Here is a 13,330-nt window from a genome sequence, read left to right on the forward strand (position 1 = left end):
CGTCGTCCCGGTAGAAGGGACGCATGCGAGGAGTCGAGTGGTTGGGCGTCGTCCGGCACGGCGAGAGCACGGGCAACGTCGCGGCGCGCGACGCCGAGACCGGCGGGCTGGAGCGCATCGACGTCGCCGAGCGGGACGCGGACGTGCCGCTGTCGGAGACCGGGCGCGAGCAGGCGGAGGCGGTCGGACGCTGGATGGCCGGGCTGGACCCGGACCAGCGACCGACCGCCGTCGTCGTCTCCCCGTACCTGCGCGCGCGGCAGACCGCCGAGCTCGCGCTGGCCGGGCACGACGTGCCGGTGCGGGTCGACGAGCGCCTGCGCGACCGTGAGCTCGGCGTCCTGGACCTGCTGACCGCGCGGGGCGTGGAGTCGCTGCTGCCCGACGAGGCGGTGCGCCGGCGCCGGCTGGGCAAGTTCTACTACCGCCCGCCCGGCGGGGAGTCGTGGGTGGACGTCATCGCCCGGCTCCGCTCGCTGCTGCGCGACGTGGCCGACGACCATCCCGACGGACGCGTGCTGCTGTTCGCCCACGACGCGATCGTGTCGCTCGTCCGCTACGTCGTGGAGGGGCTCGAGGAGGAGGAGCTGATGACGTGGGCCCGCGGCACCGTCATCGCCAACTGCTCGATCAGCAGCTGGGTGCGCGGCGCGGACGGCGCGCTGGTGCCCGAGCGGCTCAACGACGTCCGCCACCTCGAGCGCGACCCGCACGCCGAGCCGACCGCCCAGGAGGACGTCGATGACCGACCGGCCTGAGACCACCACCGTCACCCCGCAGCTGCTGCGCGACTGGGCGCTGCCCGACCCCGACGGGGGCAAGGAGTCGCGCGGCACGGTGCTCGTCGTCGGCGGGTCCCGGTTCACGCCGGGCGCCGTGCTGCTGAGCGGCGTGGCCGCGCTGCGGGCCGGTGCCGGGCGCCTGCAGCTGGCCACGACCGAGGGCACCGCGACCGCGCTCAGCATCGCCGTGCCGGAGGCCGCGGTCATCGGCCTGCCGGAGACCAACGGCGGCTCCGTGCGCGGCGACGTGCCCGACAGCCTGCTGGAGATGGCGTCGGCGACCGACGTGCTCGTGGTCGGGCCCGGCCTGGACGACATCGACGAGACCGCCACCCTCATGCGCCGCGTGCTCGGTGCGGCGGGGGAGCGGACGCGGGTGGTCCTGGACGCCTACGCGCTCGGCGCGCTGAGCCACGACCGGTCGCTGGTCGAGGATGTCCGCGGCCGCACCGTGACCACGCCGAACATCGTCGAGGTGTCCCGCATGCTCGACCGCGAGGCGGGCGACGACCTGCGCGCCGCGGCGCTCGAGGCGGCCGACACCTACGGCGTGGTCGTGTCGGTGTACGGCCACGTCGCGTCGCCCGACGGGCGCACCTGGCGCGAGGAGAGCGCGGACGTCGGCCTGGGCACGTCCGGCAGCGGCGACGTCAGTGCCGGGGTGGTCGCCGGCCTGCTGGCCCGCGGCGCGGACCCGGAGCAGGCCGCCTGCTGGGGCGCCTACGTGCACGCGGTCTCCGGGCAGCGGCTCGTGCAGCGCTTCGGCCGGGTGGGGTTCCTGGCTCGCGAGCTGGTCGACGAGGTCGCCGCCACGATCGCCATGGTCTGACCCCCGTAGGCTGAGCCCATGCCGCGCCGCCGCCCGCCGTCGCGTCCCCGCCGGGACTTCGCGCCACCGCACGCGGACGTGCAGGAGCACCGCGCCGGCCAGGACTGGTACGTGCGCCGGCTGACCGGTGCCGCGGCCACCAAGACGTACACCTGTCCGGGCTGTCACCAGCCGATCCGACCGGCGACGCCGCACGTGCTCGTCTGGCCGGTCGTCAAGCCGCTGCTGGCCGACGAGGCGATCGACGCCCGCCGGCACTGGCACGCGGCCTGCTGGCAGCGCGCCGTCCACCTGTGACCCGAGAGGAACCATGGCGAACCTGATCACCGGCAGCTCCGTGCTGCCCGCCCGCCGCGAGCCGATCGAGCTCGACACCGCCGACGGTCAGCGGCTGGTGGGGGAGCTCGCGCTGCCGCTCGACCGCGACCCCGTGGCGACGATGATCTGCCTGCACCCGCTGCCGACCCACGGCGGCATGATGGACAGCCACGTCTTCCGCAAGGCGTCGTACCGGCTGCCCGCCCTCGCCGAGGTCGCGGTGCTGCGGTTCAACACGCGCGGCACGTCCAGCGTCCAGGGCACGAGCACCGGTGAGTTCGACGGAGGCGACGCCGAGCGCTTCGACGTGGCCGCCGCGATCGAGCGGGCCGAGTACGACGACCTGCCGAACATCTGGCTCGTCGGCTGGTCCTTCGGCACCGACCTGACGCTCATGCACGGGCTCGACCCGGCCGTGGCAGGCGCGATCCTGCTGTCGCCGCCGCTGCGCTACTCGCGGCCCGAGCACCTCGCCGCGTGGGCGGACGCGGGCAAGCCGCTCGTCGCGCTCGTGCCCGAGCACGACGACTACCTGCAGCCGGCCGAGGCGCGCGAGCGGTTCTCGGTCGTCCCGCAGGCCGAGGTCGTCGCGGTCGACGGCGCCAAGCACCTGTGGGTCGGGGACGCCGAGCGCGTCCTGGACGAGGTCGTGGCCCGGCTCAACCCGGCGGCCGCGCTGCCGCTGCCGCGCGAGTGGGACGGACCCATGGAGCGAGCGGACTCCACGGCGTACTCGGACCGCACGACCGCGGTGTTCAAGGACGTCCCGCGCCCGGAGTGACCCCGCCGCGACGACGACGAAGGCCCCCGGACGATCGTCCGGGGGCCTTCGTCGTGCGGGTGGCTCAGCGCTTGCGGCGCGTGGGCTTGTCGTCCTCGTCGTCGAGCTGCAGGGCGGGCTGGACGGCGGTGCGCTCGACCTCGTCCTCGTCGTCCTCGGCCAGGTCGGCGGCCGTCGGGACCGGGACGACCGTGGTGGCGTCGGGCGCGTCGGACTCGTCCGCGACCGGGACGGCGGTGGTCTCGTCGGCCTCGGGCTCGACGACCGGCTCGTCGACGATCGCGGGCTCGACGAACTCGGGCTCGGCGACCTCGTCGGCCACCGGCGGGGCGGTGGGCTCGTCGGTGATGGCCGCCTGGTCGGCGACGGCCGCCGCGGCGGCGGGGGCGAAGGACGCCACGACGTCGCGCAGCTGCGCCATCTGGGCCATGATGCCGTCGCGCTTGCGCTCGAGCTCGGTGACCTCGTCGCGCAGGCGGCGGGTGAGCCGCTGGGCGTCGGTGGTGGCGGTCGTCTGCAGGCTCTCGGCCTTGTCGCGGGCCCCGGCCAGGATGCGGTCGGCCTCGACCTGCGCCTCGTCCAGCAGAGCGGCAGCCTCGCCGCTGACCTGCTCGCGACGCTCGGCCGCGGTGGCCAGGATCGAGCGGGCGCGCTCCTCGGCGGCCGTGGCGCGAGCCTCGGCGTCGGCGACCAGCTTCTCGGTCTGCGCGGTGGCGGCGGCGTGGGCGTCGTTGGCCTCGCGGGCCAGGCGCTCCTTCTCGACGGCGAGCACGCGGCGGGCCTCGGCGACCTCGCGGTCGGCGGCGGCCTGGGCCTGCTCGACGTCGCGCTGGGCGCCCAGGCGCAGGTTGTCGGCCTCGGCCTGGGCGGCGAGCTTGACCTGCTCGGCCTCGCGGCGCGCGGAGGCGAGGATCTCGGCCGCGTCGGCCTCGGCCGCGGCCAGGACGGCCTGCGAGTCGGCTCGCAGCTTCTCGCGCTTGGCCTCGACGTCGGTGCGGGCCTCGGCGCGGAGGGTCTCGACCTCCTGCGTGGCGGTGGCGCGCAGGACGCTGGCCTCCTCGCGGGCGGTGGCCAGCACGTCCTCGGCGGCCTGGTCGGCGCGCTCGCGCACCGCCTTGGCCTCCTGCTCGGCCAGGTTCAGCAGCTGGGCGGCGTGACCGCCGAGCCCGGTGTAGGACGGGTGCTCGATCGACTCGAGCTTCTGCTCCAGGCCGGCCAGCTGCTCGCGCAGGCGGGTGTTCTCGCCGGCCAGCGCGGCGGCGTGCTGCTCGAGCCGCTCGAAGTCGGCCGCGCGCGAGCGCAGGAAGGTGTCGACCGCGTCCACGTCGTAGCCACCGCGACGGGTGGTCGGGAAGGCCGGGGTCGCGGAGCTCGACGACGGCGCGGAACGCGCGGCGGAGTCGAAGATGGACAGACCGGAGGACTCGGACATGGGGCACCTAACCATGAGATTCGGGGGCTGGGCCCAGCGTAGCGAACCGGGCCGCGGAGGCGGGGGAGCGAAACGGCCGACGCCGGCCGCGCCCCGAGAGGCACGGCCGGCGTCGGCGACCGATCAGATGCCGCGGAAGCGGTTGATCTCGTCCAGGTGCTTGGCGCGCTTGTCGTGGTCGCGCACGCCCAGGCCCTCCTCGGGGGCCAGGCACAGCACGCCGACCTTGCCCTGGTGCAGGTTCTTGTGGACGTCCAGCGCCGCCTGCCCGGTCTCGGCCATCGGGTAGACCTTCGAGACGGTCGGGTGGATGAGGCCCTTGTCGATGAGCCGGTTGGCCTCGTAGGCCTCGCGGTAGTTCGCGAAGTGCGAGCTCTTGATCTGCTTGAGGTTCATCCACAGGTAGCGGTTGTCGTACTGGTGCATGTAGCCCGACGTCGACGCGCAGGTGATGATCGTGCCGCCCTTGCGCGTGACGTAGACGCTCGCGCCGAAGGTCTCGCGGCCCGGGTGCTCGAAGACGATGTCGGGGTCCTCGCCGCCGGTGAGCTCGCGGATCTTCTTGCCGAAGCGCTTCCACTCCGACGGGTCCTGCTCGTGCTCGTCCTTCCAGAACCTGTAGCCCTCGGCCGAGCGGTCGATGATGTGCTCCGCGCCGAGCGAGCGCACGATCTCGGCCTTCTCGGGGCTGGAGACGACGCACACGGGGATCGCGCCGCCGTTGAGCGCCATCTGCGTGGCGTACGAGCCCAGGCCGCCCGAGGCGCCCCAGATCAGCACGACGTCGCCCTGCTTCATGTTGGCGCCGTTCTTGGAGACCAGCTGGCGGTAGGCGGTGGAGTTCACCAGGCCCGGGCTCGCCGCCTCCTCCCACGTGAGGTGGTCGGGCTTGGGCATGAGCTGGTTGGCCTTGACGATGGCCAGCTCGGCCAGGCCGCCGAAGTTCGTCTCGAAGCCCCAGATGCGCTGCTGCGGGTCCATCATCGTGTCGTCGTGGCCGTCGGGGCTCTCCAGCTCGACCGAGAGGCAGTGCGCGACGACCTCGGCGCCCGGCTTCCAGGCGTTGACGCCCGGGCCGGTGCGCAGCACGACGCCGGCCAGGTCGGAGCCGACCACGTGGTACGGCTGGTCGTGGCGGGCGGCGTACTCGTTGAGCCGGCCGTAGCGCTCGAGGAAGCCGAAGGTCGAGACCGGCTCGAAGATCGACGTCCACACGGTGTTGTAGTTGATCGCGCTGGCCATGACCGCCACGAGCGCCTCGCCCGGGGCGAGCTCGGGCACCGGGACGTCGTCCAGGTGCAGGCTCTTGCGCGGGTCCTTGTCGCGGCTGGCCAGGCCCTCGAACATGTCGACCTCGTCCTTGTGGACGGTGACGCCCTTGTAGGTCGCGGGGATCTCGAGCTGACCGAACTCCTCGGCGGGGGTGTCCCCGGCCAGGATGGCGTCAAGGATGTGCTTCATGCGGGCGTCCTCCAGGTCGGTGTGGTGCGGCGATGTTACTGATCATTAACCAGGTGCGCCACGGTCGCGCGTGGAGTGCGTCACACGCGTCCGCGAGCCGTGGCGCGCGGCGTCAGTGCGCGGACGCGGCCGGCTCAACGAGCTCGACCAGCACGCCGCCGGCGTCCTTGGGGTGGACGAAGTTGACCCGGCTGTCGGACGTGCCGCGGCGCGGCGCGTCGTAGAGCAGCCGGACGCCGCGCTCGCGCAGCGTCGCCGAGACCGCCTCGATGTCCGTGACGCGGTAGGCCAGCTGCTGCATGCCCGGGCCGTTGCGGTCGATGAACTTGGCGATGGTCGAGGAGTCGTCCAGCGGGGCGAGCAGCTGGATGCGGGTCTCGCCCGAGCCGACCGCCAGCATCGCCTCGCGGACGCCCTGCTCCTCGTTCACCTCCTCGTGCACGGACGTGATGCCGAAGACGCGCTCGTAGAAGGCGAGCGCCTCGTCGAGGTCGGCGACGGCGATGCCGACGTGGTCGATGGTCGTGAGCAGGTCGCTGGGCAGCATGCAGGCAGTGAAGCACGGGCGCGGGGGAGCGTCGTGTGACCTAGACGACAGGCTCGTCGGCGGTCCGGGAGGGGAGGATCGGAGCGCGGGTACGCTGGATCGAAGCGGCCCACCCGCCCACGAGACCAGGGAGCTTTTCATGACCGAGACCGTCATCGTCGCCGGAGCACGCACCCCGATCGGCAAGCTGCGCGGCAGCCTCAAGACCCTCTCGGGCAGCGACCTGGGTGGTGTCGCCATCGCCGGCGCGCTCGAGAAGGCCGGCGTCACGGGCGACCAGGTCGACTACGTGATCATGGGCCAGGTGCTGCAGGCCGGCGCCGGCCAGATCCCGGCCCGCCAGGCCGCGATCAAGGGCGGCATCCCCAAGGACGTCCCTGCCCTCACCATCAACAAGGTGTGCCTCTCGGGCGTGGACGCGATCGCGCTCGCCTCGCAGCTCATCAAGGCCGGCGAGTACGACGTCGTCGTCGCGGGCGGCCAGGAGTCGATGACCCAGGCGCCGCACATGCTGCTCGGCTCGCGCGAGGGCCTGGGCTACGGCAACGCGACGCTCACCGACCACATGGCCTACGACGGCCTGTGGGACGCGATCACCGACCAGGCCATGGGCGGCCTGACCGAGGACATCAACGCCGAGCAGCAGCAGTACACCCGCGAGCAGCAGGACGCCTTCGCGGCCCGCTCGCACCAGCTCGCCGCCGCCGCGCAGAAGAACGGCGTGTTCGACGACGAGATCGTCCCGGTCACCATCCCGCAGCGCAAGGGCGACCCGGTCGTCGTCACGTCCGACGAGGGCGTCCGCGGTGACACGTCGGTCGAGACCCTCGCCCGCCTGCGTCCGGCGTTCGCCAAGGACGGCACCATCACGGCCGGCTCGGCCAGCCAGATCTCCGACGGCGCCTGCGCCGTGGTCGTCATGAGCAAGGCCAAGGCCGAGGAGCTCGGCCTGGAGTGGCTCGCCGAGATCGGCGCCCACGGCGTCGTCGCCGGCCCCGACTCCAGCCTGCAGCTGCAGCCGGCCAACGCGATCAAGCTGGCCCTGCGCAAGGAGGGCATCAGCGCTGCCGACGTCGACCTGGTCGAGGTCAACGAGGCGTTCGCCGCCGTCGGGCTCGCCTCGACCGACGACCTGGGCATCGACCCCGAGATCGTCAACGTCAACGGCGGCGCCATCGCCGTCGGCCACCCGATCGGCATGAGCGGTGCGCGCATCACGCTCCACCTGGCGGTGGAGCTCAAGCGCCGTGGCGGTGGCGTCGGCGTGGCCGCGCTGTGCGGTGGCGGCGGCCAGGGCGACGCCCTCGTCGTCCGCGTGCCCAAGGCCTGATCCAGGGGTGCCGCGCCGCAGCCAGCCGGTCGCCGAGCTCGTCGAGCAGGCGCGCGCCGGCCAGAAGCGGGCGGTCGCCCGGCTGATCTCGCTCGTCGAGGACGCCTCGCCGCAGCTGCGCGAGGTCAGCGCCGCGCTCGCGCCGCACGCCGGTGGCGCCCACGTCGTGGGCATCACCGGGGCGCCGGGCGTCGGCAAGTCCACCACCACGTCGGCCCTCGTGACCGCCTTCCGGCGCACGGGGGCGCGCGTGGGCGTGCTCGCGATCGACCCGTCGTCGCCCTTCACCGGGGGTGCGCTGCTGGGCGACCGCGTCCGCATGGGCGACCACGCCACCGACGACGGCGTCTACATCCGCTCGATGGCCACGCGCGGCCACCTGGGTGGGCTGTCGTGGGCGACCCCGCAGGCCGTGCGGGTGCTGGACGCCGCCGGCTGCGACGTCGTGCTCGTCGAGACCGTCGGCGTGGGCCAGTCCGAGATCGACATCGTGTCGTCGGCCGACACGTCCGTGGTGCTCATGGCTCCGGGCATGGGCGACGGCATCCAGGCGGCCAAGGCCGGCATCCTGGAGATCGGTGACGTCTTCGTCGTCAACAAGGCCGACCGCGAGGGTGCCGCGACCACGCGGCGCGAGCTGCGGTCCATGCTCTCGCTGGGCCAGCGGCGGGACGAGTCGTGGAAGCCGCCCGTGCTCATGACCGTCGCGTCCGAGGGCGAGGGGGTCGACGAGGTGGTCGAGGCCGTGCGGGCCCACCACGCGTCCATGACCGAGTCCGGCGAGCTGGTGCGCCGGCGCACCGAGCGCGCCCGTCGCGAGGTCGAGGCGATCGCCCTCGTCGAGGTGCAGCGCCGGCTCGGCGCGGTAGGGGAGGACGACGCGCTGCGCCGCCTGGCCGACGACGTGGTGGCCGGACGCCGCGACCCCTACGCCGCCGCCGACGAGCTGGTCGCCGGCCTGTAGGTCCTTACCGTCCGCGCTGGGAGTGACGTTCTGCTCGCCCCGCGTGGCGTGTCGCGTACAGAACGTCACTCCCAGCGACGAGGCGCGGCTCCCTAGGATGGGGGCCATGAGCTTTTCGTGTCCCGGAGCGATCGACCTGTCGGCCCTCAAGCAGTCCGCCCCCGCGCCCACCGCGGCCGGTGCGGCCCCCGCGCCCGACGGGGCGAGCTTCGTCGTCGACGTCACCGAGCAGGACTTCCAGCAGGTGGCGCTCGAGGCGTCGCTGCGCCACGTCGTCGTGCTGAGCCTGTGGTCGCCGCGCTCGCCGCAGAGTGGTGAGTTCAACGCGCTGCTGGCGCGGGTCGCGAACTCCTTCGGCGGCCAGCTGCTGCTCGCGCAGGTCGACGTCGACGCCAGCCCGGCCATCGCGCAGGCTGTCGGCGCGCAGGGCGTCCCGTTCGTGCTCGGCCTGGTGGGCGGCCAGCCCGTCCCGCTGTTCCAGGGCGCCGCCGCCGAGGACGAGGTGCGCCGCCTGTTCGAGGAGCTCGTGCGCGTCGCCGCGCAGAACGGCGTCACCGGTCTGGCGGCCCCGCAGGGCGCCGCTCCGACCGACGCGCCCGAGGAGGACGAGCCGGCCGACCCCCGCTTCGCCGATGCCGACGCTCGGTTCGCCGAGGGCGACTTCGCCGGCGCGGTCACCGAGTACGAGAAGCTCGCTGCTCAGTACCCGGCCGACACCGAGGTCGTCGAGCGCCTGGCCGGGGCCCGGCTGCTGGCCCGCTGCGCCGGCGCCGACCTGCAGGCCGCCCGGGCCGCGGCGGCCGAGCGTCCCGACGACGTCGAGGCGCAGATGCTCGTCGCCGACCTGGACGTGTCCGGCGGCCACGTCGACGACGCCTTCGACCGGCTGATCGGGCTCGTGCGCCGCCTGCCCGCCGACGAGCGCGAGGCGGTGCGCCTGCGCCTGGTCGACCTGTTCACCGTCGTCGGCTCGTCCGACCCGCGGGTGTCGGCGGCCCGCCGCAAGCTCGCCACCGCGCTGTACTGACGCGAATCCCCGGCCGGCGGCCGGACCCCCGGTAGGGTCGCGGCGTCGGCGAACGGGGGTGTGATGCGCACGAGGCTGGGACTGGCGACGCTCGTCGTGGGCGTCCTGCTCGCCGTCCTCGGCGCCGTCGTGACGGCGCTGCTCGGGCCCGACGGACGCTTCGTCACCGGACCGCACGAGGTGCGCACCGACGCCCTCGTCGTCACGCGGCCCGCCGTGGTGGGCTGGCAGGGTATCGAGCTCGACGTGCTCGCCGAGCTGCCGGCCGAGAAGCCGGTCTTCGTCGGTCTCGGCAACGCCGTCGACGTCGAGGACTACGTCGGACGGACGAGGCGGCTCGTGGTCGACCACGTCGGACGCCCGTGGGACCCCACCTACGAGGAGGTCGCCGGGGAGGCGAACCTCGACGCGTCGCCGGTGTCGCTGGACTGGTGGCTGGCCAGCGAGGCCGGTCTCGGCGCGGCGCACCTGTCGACGACGCTGCCCGACGAGACCGTCGAGGTCGCGATCCTGCCCGTGGGCGAGGCCGACCTGACCGGCCTGCGGGTCAGCCTGGCCTACGGCGTCCCGCACGGCTTCGCGTGGAGCCTCGGCGTCCTGCTGCTCGGGCTGGGACTGGCGGTGCTCGGCGTCCTGCTGTGGCGCGGCGTCCCGCTGCGTCCCGAGCCCGCGCTGGTGTGGCTGGACGACGACGAGGACCTCGCCGACGACGACCGCCCGGCGCCCGTCGCGGCCGGGGACGCGGACACGGACGAGGACGTCGAGGAGGTCGTGTACGTGCTGGTCGACGAGGACGGCACCGAGCGCGAGATCAGCGCCGAGGAGGCCGCCGCGGCCGGCTACGAGGTCGTCGAGGAGGTCGTGGTCGAGGACGCGACCACGCCGGACGGGGACCGCCGGTGAGGCGCCCGCTGCTGGTGCTGCTCGCGGCCTCGCTGCTGCTGTCGGCGTGCACCGTCCCGCGGCCCAAGGGGGACCAGTCGGCCGAGAAGGTCGCGGCCACGCGGGTCGACGCGCGCCGGGCGCTGGCCCAGTACGAGGAGGTGCTCTCGGTCGCGGCCGAGGCGCTCGACCCCAAGCCGCTGGCCGCGGTCGAGGCCGGCTCGATGCTCGACATCGACACCGGCACGTTCGAGGTGGCACAGCAGCTGCAGCAGAAGGGCGAGCGGCGCAGCGACGGCCTGCGCATCCTCGATGTCCACGCGCCGATGCGCAGCGCCTACCCGCTGTGGTTCGTCATGCCGGTCGACGACCCCGGCCGCGACCGCGTCCGGGTGCAGGTGTGGCGGCGCGAGCGCGCGGCCGAGCCGTGGAAGCTCGTCGCGGCGCCCGAGACCGTGGGCGACGCGGAGCTGCCCGAGCCGGTCGAGGGGGAGCGCGGCACCGTCATGGTGGCGGGACGGGAGAAGCCGTCGGGCCTCGGCCTCTCGCCGCAGGAGGCCGCCGACACCTACGCCGCCGCGCTCGCCGGCCGGGACGCCCCGGAGGCGCAGCTGATCGTGCCGGACGCGTTCGTCGAGCAGATGTGGTCGACGGCGGAGGCGAACGCGCGGCTCGCCGGGGTGCGCTTCCGCCAGGAGTGGCGGGCCGAGAACGTCGACGTCGCGCTGCGCACCCGCGACGGGGGCTCGCTCGTGCTGGCCACGCTGAGCCGCCGCGACACCTACCGGGTGGCGGCCGGCCGCCAGGTCACGTGGCCGGGCGGGTCGCCGCAGCAGGCGTTCCTGGACGGCGGCGGCATCTCCAGCAGCGGCACCCTGCGCTACGCCCACCAGGTGCTGCTGCACGTGCCCGGCGACGGCTCGCCGGTGGTCGCGCTGGGCCAGCTCGGCGGCGTCACCGGCGCGGACGTCCGCTAGCTACTCGGCCGCCTTCGGGGCCTCGCGGTACGCCGGCAGGTCGCCCGCGCGCCACGCGCTGAGCAGCTCGTTCGTGGCGGATGTGCCGCGCTCGGCGACCGTGGCCTCGTCCGCCCAGTGCACGGCCTTGATCTCGGACGGCTGGAGCCGGAACGTCTCGACCAGCGCCGCGTCGGCGACGCCGAGGTCGAAGACGAAGACGCAGGCGTCGTCCCAGCCGCGCCAGGCCGGGAGCCAGTTGACGGTGACCAGGCCCTGCACCTCGACGGTGACGCCCAGCTCCTCCTGCAGCTCGCGGACCAGGCCCTCCGCCGGTGGCTCGAGCGGCTCGACGACGCCGCCGGGCAGGTCCCACTCGCGCTTGTAGGTGAGCTCGCACAGCAGGACGCGCCCGGTCTCGTCGCGCAGCAGACCCTGGGCGATGACCCGCTTGGTCGGCAGGCCGGCGTTCAGCATCGCGATGAAGCCGTCGCGGGTCGTGGGGGACGGGTCGCCGCTGACCCGGCCGAGGACGATGCGGTCGGCGGTGCCCTCGGGCCGGCGGCTGACGCCCTCGCGGCGCAGCCCGGCCAGCGTGGCGGCCCGCAGCGCGGTGCTGTCACCGTCGGCGACGTCGGCCTGCACGCGGTCCAGGCCGAGGCCGTCGAGCGCGTGGGCGACGGCGAGCCGAAGACCGCGCGCGGCCAGCGACGGATCGGACGCGTTCCAGCGCAGCGACCCCACGCCGGGGCCCTCGCGGAGCACCGCGACGGTGCCGACCCGCTGCCCCTCGACCTCGATCGCGAATCCCGTGACGTCGTCGTTGCCGGAGGTCGGGACGAGCCGGAGCTCGCCGTCGCGCAGGTCGTCGCTCATGCTCCCGACCCTAGCGAGTCTCAGCCGACCGGGCCCTCGCGAAGCGTCACGCTCGCCTGGTGGGACGCGCCGTCGGCGCCGGTCCAGCGCAGGCTCACGGCGTCGCCCGGATCGTGCGCGGCGACCGCGGTGGAGAGGGACTCGGCGTCGGTGACCGCCGTGCCGCCGAGGGCGGTGATCGTCGAGCCGGCCGACACCCCGGCGTCCTGCGCGGCCGACCCGTCGACCGTGCCGACGACGACCGGTCCGGTGCCGGTGTCCTGCAGCTGGACGCCCAGGAAGGCGTCCGCCCCGACGCTGACGCCCCCGGACTCGTCGCCGGCCAGCACCTGGTCCACGACCTCGAGCGCGGTGGCGATCGGCACGGCGTAGCCGGTGACGTCGGCGCTGCCGCTGGACGCCGCGGTGTCCATGCCGACGACCTCGCCGTCGTCGTCGTACAGCGGTCCGCCGGAGTCGCCGGCGACGATGTCGGCATCGACCTCGATGAGGCCCGAGAGCGTCGACGTGGTGCCGGTCGACTCATCGCCGACGTCGATGGTGCGGTCGGTGGCCGTGACCGTGCCCGGGGAGGCGGTCGCCTCGCCCGTGCCGCCGGCGTTGCCGACGCCCACCACCGCGTCGCCGGCCCGGACCGCCTCGGCGGTGTCGGTGGTGACGGTGTCGAGCCCGGAGGCGTCGTCCAGCCGGAGGACGGCCACGTCGGCCTCGTCGTCGTAGCCCAGCACGTCCGCCGCGTACGTCCTGCCGGTCGAGGCGATCTCGACGGATACCTCCGTGGCGCCCTCGACGACGTGGTGGTTGGTCAGCACCAGCCCGTCGGAGGTCAGCACCATGCCGGTGCCGGCCCCCTCGCCGGACGTGGTGGTCGAGGTGATGAGCGCGACGCCGGTCTGCTGCTCGGTGGTCGCCGCGGTCGACCCCGCACCGCTCGACGAGCGTCCGAACGTGCCGCCGGGCAGGTCGCCCGACGGGGTCCCGCCCTCGAGCCACCCCTCGGGCAGCAGGAAGGTGCTCGGCGACTGCTGGGTGGCGCTCGTCGACGTCGTGCCGCCGGCGGTCGCGTCCGAGCCGGACGCCCCGGCCGCGTAGCCGAGGCCGGCGGCGCCGAGCAGGGCCGAGGTCGCGAGCGCCGCGACGGCCAG

General features: G+C 74.4%; 14 protein-coding genes. 9 read left to right on the plus strand and 5 right to left on the minus strand.

Annotated elements, in window-relative coordinates:
* The first annotated feature begins 23 nt into the window (after positions 1-23).
* From HGAM_RS09465 to HGAM_RS09480, 4 genes are read left to right on the plus strand one after another with little or no spacing between them, the layout of a single operon-like run.
* Entirely contained in the window at positions 24-758 is a 735-nt protein-coding gene (locus HGAM_RS09465; RefSeq protein ID WP_019145246.1) for a histidine phosphatase family protein, read from the plus strand.
* Entirely contained in the window at positions 742-1,611 is an 870-nt protein-coding gene (locus HGAM_RS09470; protein ID WP_019145247.1) for an NAD(P)H-hydrate dehydratase, read from the plus strand. Before HGAM_RS09465 ends, HGAM_RS09470 begins: the two co-directional genes overlap by 17 nt.
* 18 nt (positions 1,612-1,629) lie before the next feature.
* Entirely contained in the window at positions 1,630-1,908 is a 279-nt protein-coding gene (locus tag HGAM_RS18635) for a hypothetical protein (RefSeq protein ID WP_019145248.1), read from the plus strand.
* Between the two features lie 13 nt (positions 1,909-1,921).
* On the plus strand, positions 1,922-2,710 hold the full coding sequence (locus HGAM_RS09480; RefSeq protein ID WP_019145249.1) for an alpha/beta hydrolase: 789 nt from the start codon (positions 1,922-1,924) through the stop codon (positions 2,708-2,710).
* 64 nt (positions 2,711-2,774) lie between these two features.
* Here HGAM_RS09480 and HGAM_RS18640 read toward each other — a convergent pair whose 3' ends face one another.
* From HGAM_RS18640 to mce, 3 genes are all read right to left on the minus strand, one after another.
* Positions 2,775-4,142, minus strand: coding sequence for a DivIVA domain-containing protein (locus HGAM_RS18640; protein ID WP_019145250.1), 1,368 nt, complete (start codon positions 4,140-4,142; stop codon positions 2,775-2,777).
* 123 nt (positions 4,143-4,265) lie between these two features.
* A complete protein-coding gene (gene ccrA, locus HGAM_RS09490) occupies positions 4,266-5,603 on the minus strand; it encodes a crotonyl-CoA carboxylase/reductase (RefSeq protein WP_019145251.1) in 1,338 nt (445 codons plus the stop codon).
* A 112-nt stretch (positions 5,604-5,715) separates the two neighbouring features.
* Positions 5,716-6,150, minus strand: a complete 435-nt coding sequence (mce, locus tag HGAM_RS09495; RefSeq protein ID WP_019145252.1) for a methylmalonyl-CoA epimerase — start codon at positions 6,148-6,150, stop codon at positions 5,716-5,718.
* A 139-nt stretch (positions 6,151-6,289) separates the two neighbouring features.
* Here mce and HGAM_RS09500 point away from each other — a divergent pair, with 139 nt between their 5' ends.
* The 5 genes from HGAM_RS09500 to HGAM_RS09520 all read left to right on the plus strand — a co-directional run bounded on the left by HGAM_RS09500 (position 6,290) and on the right by HGAM_RS09520 (position 11,330).
* The gene (locus tag HGAM_RS09500; RefSeq protein ID WP_019145253.1) at positions 6,290-7,480 is read left to right on the plus strand and encodes an acetyl-CoA C-acetyltransferase; all 1,191 of its coding nucleotides are present in this window, start codon (positions 6,290-6,292) and stop codon (positions 7,478-7,480) included.
* A gap of 7 nt (positions 7,481-7,487) precedes the next feature.
* Positions 7,488-8,444: a methylmalonyl Co-A mutase-associated GTPase MeaB gene (gene meaB / locus HGAM_RS09505; RefSeq protein ID WP_019145254.1), complete on the plus strand. Its 957-nt coding sequence runs from the start codon at positions 7,488-7,490 to the stop codon at positions 8,442-8,444.
* 106 nt (positions 8,445-8,550) lie between these two features.
* The gene (locus HGAM_RS09510; protein WP_019145255.1) at positions 8,551-9,471 is read left to right on the plus strand and encodes a tetratricopeptide repeat protein; all 921 of its coding nucleotides are present in this window, start codon (positions 8,551-8,553) and stop codon (positions 9,469-9,471) included.
* 63 nt (positions 9,472-9,534) lie between these two features.
* Positions 9,535-10,374: a hypothetical protein gene (locus tag HGAM_RS09515; RefSeq protein ID WP_019145256.1), complete on the plus strand. Its 840-nt coding sequence runs from the start codon at positions 9,535-9,537 to the stop codon at positions 10,372-10,374.
* The gene (locus tag HGAM_RS09520) at positions 10,371-11,330 is read left to right on the plus strand and encodes a DUF8094 domain-containing protein (RefSeq protein WP_019145257.1); all 960 of its coding nucleotides are present in this window, start codon (positions 10,371-10,373) and stop codon (positions 11,328-11,330) included. The genes HGAM_RS09515 and HGAM_RS09520 overlap by 4 nt, the downstream gene beginning before the upstream one ends.
* On the opposite strand, the gene HGAM_RS20775 is transcribed toward HGAM_RS09520, so the two are convergent.
* A complete protein-coding gene (locus HGAM_RS20775; RefSeq protein ID WP_019145258.1) occupies positions 11,331-12,185 on the minus strand; it encodes an NUDIX hydrolase in 855 nt (284 codons plus the stop codon).
* Positions 12,186-12,205: 20 nt separating this feature from the next.
* On the minus strand, positions 12,206-13,330 hold a 1,125-nt coding region (locus HGAM_RS18650), incomplete at its 5' end, for a S1C family serine protease (RefSeq protein WP_019145259.1).

The organism is Aeromicrobium massiliense JC14 (genome assembly GCF_000312105.1).
In the GTDB taxonomy this organism is placed as follows: domain Bacteria; phylum Actinomycetota; class Actinomycetes; order Propionibacteriales; family Nocardioidaceae; genus Aeromicrobium; species Aeromicrobium massiliense.